The sequence below is a fragment of the Devosia sp. genome, from assembly GCF_017307565.1.
Lineage (GTDB): Bacteria > Pseudomonadota > Alphaproteobacteria > Rhizobiales > Devosiaceae > Devosia.
In genome coordinates, this window is sequence record NZ_JAFKHD010000401.1 from 1 (window position 1) to 3,868 (window position 3,868).

Genomic DNA, 3,868 nt, shown 5'->3' on the forward strand with positions numbered 1-3,868 from the left:
CTGGTCGGTTTCAAGCTCGGGAATGGTGCCGGCCATGCGGTCGATGCGCGGGTCGCTGTCCCCGACAAAACAGGGAAAGACCGACATGCCCGCGCCCGCCGCCACCAGCTCAAGAACACTCATCGCATCGTTGCCGCGCGTTGCGATACGGTCGCCATGCCGGGCATGGAGCCAGCGCGCCGAATGGGTCTGCCCACCCTCGCCCGCCACGCCGACGAAATAACCGGCCGCCACCCCGCTGATCAGTTCGGGCCGGGCATAGAGCCCATAGGCCACCTTGCCCACGAGACGCCCCGCCAGCCATTGCTCGGTCGGGCGCTGATTGCGGATGCCGATATCGGCATTGCGCCTCCCGATATCGACCTTCTGGCTGGCGGTGACCAGTTCGATGGCGAAGCGATCGCCCGCCGTCCAGATTTTCCCGATGTTTTTCGCCAGAAAGGCCGAGGTCCAGGGACCGGCCGAAACCCGCACCACGCGCTCGCCAATGGCGCCATCCTTCCAGCGCGTCAGCGAGAGCATCGCCGCCTCGACCTCTTCGGCGCGCAGCAGCAGTTCCTCGCCCGACGGCGTCAGCCGGTAGCCGGTCTGGCTGCGGAGGAACAGCGGCTCGCCGACCTGGCGCTCCAGCGCCGTCACCCGCCGGCCCAGCGTTGCCGCCGAGAGCCCCGTGGTTTGGGTCGCCGCGCTCAACCCGCCGAGGCGCGCTACATCGAGAAACAACCGCAGATCGTCCCAGGAAAAGTCCATTTTTCAAATCTGAAAAGAGCCTTGCAGTCTCAATTGTAGCGCAAGGCCCTGCAATTCAGCAAATATCTCCTCAGCGGATCGCCAGGAGCGGTCCCAGCCAAAGCACATAGCGACAGTTCTGAAACACCGGAGGCGCCGCTTCCGCGACCGGCATCGCTTTGCGCCCAACAGGAGCAGAACCATGTTCGACCCTCTCAAACAGCGCCTGCGCCTCTGGCACTTGCGCAATGTGACGCGCCGCCGGCTGTCCATGCTGGACGATCGCCTGCTGGCCGATATCGGTACGCGGCGCAGCGGCATTGCCGAGTTCATTTCCGCTCAGGCCTGCGAAGGGAGCTGCTAATGTCGGCCAAAAGAAAACTCGGACCCAATGGCCCGAAAGTCGGCGCCGTGGGCATGGGCTGCTGGGCCATTGGCGGCCACTTCACACTCGATGGCCGCAATGACGGCTGGGGGCAGGTGGACGACGCCCAATCAGCACGCGCCATCGAACTGGCGCTCGATCTCGGCGCCAATCTCTTCGACACCGCCGACGCCTATGGCACCGGCCACAGCGAAGAGGTTTTGGGCAGCGCCCTCAAGGGCCGGCGCAATGAGGCGGTGATCGCCACCAAGTTCGGCTTCACCTATGATGAGGCCGGCAAGGCGCTGATCGCGACCGACGTGAGCCCGGCCCATATCGACTGGGCCTCGGCCCAGTCGCTGCGGCGGCTCGGCACCGACCATATCGATCTTTACCAGATCCATGTCGGCGACCTCGGCGACGATGTCGCCGACCGGGCCGGTGAGTCCCTGGAAGGGCTCGTCGAAAAAGGCCGTATCCGCGCCTGGGGCTGGAGCACCGACAATGTGGCCTCCGCCCGGCGCATGCTGAAATATCCGCATTTCGCTGCCGTGCAGCAGGAATTGAGCGTGCTCTGCGATGGGCCCGACATGCTGGCCCTCTGCGCCGAAACGGAACTCGCCAGTCTCAACCGCTCCCCCCTCGCGATGGGTATGCTGAGCGGCAAATTCTCGGCCGCCTCACGCCTCGGCAAGGACGATGTGCGGGCCGCCGGCCACGCCTGGGTGCGCTTCTTTGCCGATGGCCGCCCAAAGCCGAAAACGCTCGCCGCGGTCGAGGCTCTGCGCGAACTGCTGACCACAGGCGGCCGCAGCGTCGCCCAGGGCGCGCTGGGCTGGAACCTCGCCCGTTCGCCCCACACCCTGCCCATACCCGGCTTCAAGACCGAGGCGCAGGTCCGGGACAATCTCGGCGCGATCGAAAAAGGCCCCCTGCCCGCCGCGGTCATGGCCGAGATCGCCGCCATTCTCAGCAAGGAAACCGAAGATGTTTGATCGCCATACGCTGGCCGAAACAGCCATGACCATCAATCGGCTCGGGCACTTCGGCCCGGTCAGCCGCCTCACCCTTGGCGGCGGCGGCATCGGGCAGGTCTGGGGCTCGACATCGGAGGAGGAGGCCGTCGCAACGCTGCATGCCGCCGTCGATGGCGGCATCGACCTCATCGACGCCGCGCCCGGCTACCATATCTGCGAGGCCATGATCGGTCGCGCCTTTGCCGGCAGGCTGCCCAGCGGCGTGCGCGTCACGACCAAATATAGCCTCGGCACCGTCCCCGAGGCGGATGTGTATCCGCACCTCAAGGCCTCGCTCGAGCAGAGCCTTGCCGCCATGCGGCTCGAACGCGTCGACATGATGCTGCTGCATAGCGAAATCCGCCCCGACGATTTCGAATATCCGCCGGGCGAGCCGCCGCGCGACGAACGCTCCACCAGCCTCTCGCTCTATCGCCACGCCGTGCGCCCGGCCTTTTTAAGGCTCATGGAGGACGGCTTGATCGGCGAGTGGGGGATTACCGGCATCAACCACGCTGCCGCAACCATGGAGGCCCTCTCATCCGGCCCCGTGCCGGCCGCCGTCCAGGCCATTGCCAACCTGCTCGACAGTCCCGGCGGCATGAACGGCACGGGCCTTCCCCCACGCCCCCGCGACGTCATCGCTGCGGCAGGGGCTGCCGGCGTCGGCGTCATGGGCGTGCGGGCCGTACAGGCGGGCGCCCTCACCAGCAGTTTCGACCGGCCCGATACCCATGGCCCCGATCGCGACGATTTCGCCCGGGCGCGAAAATTTCGCGAGCTTTGCGCCGAGTGGGGCGAGAACCCCGCACTCGTTGCGCACCGTTATGCCCTCGGCATTGCCGGGGTGGATACGCTGGTGCTGGGCGTCAAGAACCGGGAGGAGTTGCGCATGGCGCTTGAAGCGGAACGGCGGGGCCCGCTCGATCCCGAACAGGGCGCTGCCATCGAAGCCCTGCGCCTCAGATAAGAAAAGGCCGCCCAAAGGGGCGGCCTTGTCACTCAAGCCTGATCGGCTGGGATCAGCTGGCGAGGCAGACCGAGGTCGTGCCGCGATTGCGGAAGCCGAGGGCAGTTGCCGCGGCTTTCGAAAGGTCGATGATCCGCTTGCCATGGAAGGGGCCGCGGTCATTGATGACCACTTGAACGGACTTGCCGGTGTTCTGGTCGGTGACCTGAACCTTGGTGCCGAAGGGGAGGGAACGATGCGCCGCCGTCATGGCGTTTTCGTTGAAGATCTCGCCCGATGCAGCCCGCTTGCCGTTAAAGCCGGGACCGTACCAGGACGCGCCACCACATTGGGCGTAGGCTGCCGAGGATGTTAGTGCGAGGGCAGCCGCCGCTGCGGCGACGAGAACGGCTCTTCTGATCAATGGTCTATGCTCACTGAAGTTATCGATGAGCGTTTGACTAAAGAGACCACGGGGCGCGATTAAGGGCGGAATCGCGCGCAACTGACCTGTGTTGCCTCATTGCCGCAGATTCTGCGGCATCAATTCATTAACTGTCCGGCCAGTCTTGATCGATTCTTGGAAACTGAATCTCAGGAATTGCCGAATCTGCTTCCTCAAAGGCCGCCATCAGTAAGAATCGAGAAACCACTTTGTTCACTGTGGCCATGAGGCAACAGTTCCAAGGAACTGCCCAAAAAGCCCGGATTTACGGGCATTCAAGCCTGTGAATAACGAGGAATCCGGTCTTTTCATAAAATTCGACCGGTAATTGTGGCCGATTTGGACAGAAAAATCGCAATTGGGGC

5 protein-coding genes are annotated in these 3,868 nt (G+C 64.4%); 3 read left to right on the forward strand and 2 right to left on the reverse strand.

Going from position 1 to position 3,868, the window contains the following annotated elements; genetic code table 11:
- The coding region (locus tag J0I64_RS15960; protein ID WP_291409999.1) for a LysR family transcriptional regulator at positions 1–750 on the reverse strand (750 nt) is incomplete at its 3' end.
- Between the two features lie 181 nt (positions 751–931).
- On the opposite strand from J0I64_RS15960, the gene J0I64_RS15965 reads away from it, so the two are divergent.
- From J0I64_RS15965 to J0I64_RS15975, 3 genes are read left to right on the forward strand one after another with little or no spacing between them, the layout of a single operon-like run.
- Positions 932–1,093: a DUF1127 domain-containing protein gene (locus J0I64_RS15965; RefSeq protein ID WP_291410000.1), complete on the forward strand. Its 162-nt coding sequence runs from the start codon at positions 932–934 to the stop codon at positions 1,091–1,093.
- A complete protein-coding gene (locus tag J0I64_RS15970; RefSeq protein WP_291410002.1) occupies positions 1,093–2,088 on the forward strand; it encodes an aldo/keto reductase in 996 nt (331 codons plus the stop codon). The genes J0I64_RS15965 and J0I64_RS15970 overlap by 1 nt, the downstream gene beginning before the upstream one ends.
- Positions 2,081–3,079 (forward strand): aldo/keto reductase, encoded by a 999-nt coding sequence (locus J0I64_RS15975; protein WP_291410003.1) that lies wholly within the window; start codon positions 2,081–2,083, stop codon positions 3,077–3,079. The genes J0I64_RS15970 and J0I64_RS15975 overlap by 8 nt, the downstream gene beginning before the upstream one ends.
- A 52-nt stretch (positions 3,080–3,131) precedes the next feature.
- On the opposite strand, the gene J0I64_RS15980 is transcribed toward J0I64_RS15975, so the two are convergent.
- Positions 3,132–3,482 carry a septal ring lytic transglycosylase RlpA family protein gene (locus J0I64_RS15980; RefSeq protein WP_291410005.1) on the reverse strand — a complete coding sequence of 117 codons (351 nt, stop codon included), beginning with the start codon at positions 3,480–3,482 and terminating at the stop codon, positions 3,132–3,134.
- Positions 3,483–3,868 lie beyond the last annotated feature (386 nt).

Bases quoted from the DNA above. Each gene is read 5' to 3' on its own strand.
- J0I64_RS15965 (WP_291410000.1), top strand. From the start codon at position 932: ATGTTCGACCCTCTCAAACAGCGCCTGCGCCTCTGGCACTTGCGCAAT.
- J0I64_RS15970 (WP_291410002.1), top strand. From the start codon at position 1,093: ATGTCGGCCAAAAGAAAACTCGGACCCAATGGCCCGAAAGTCGGCGCC.
- J0I64_RS15975 (WP_291410003.1), top strand. From the start codon at position 2,081: ATGTTTGATCGCCATACGCTGGCCGAAACAGCCATGACCATCAATCGG.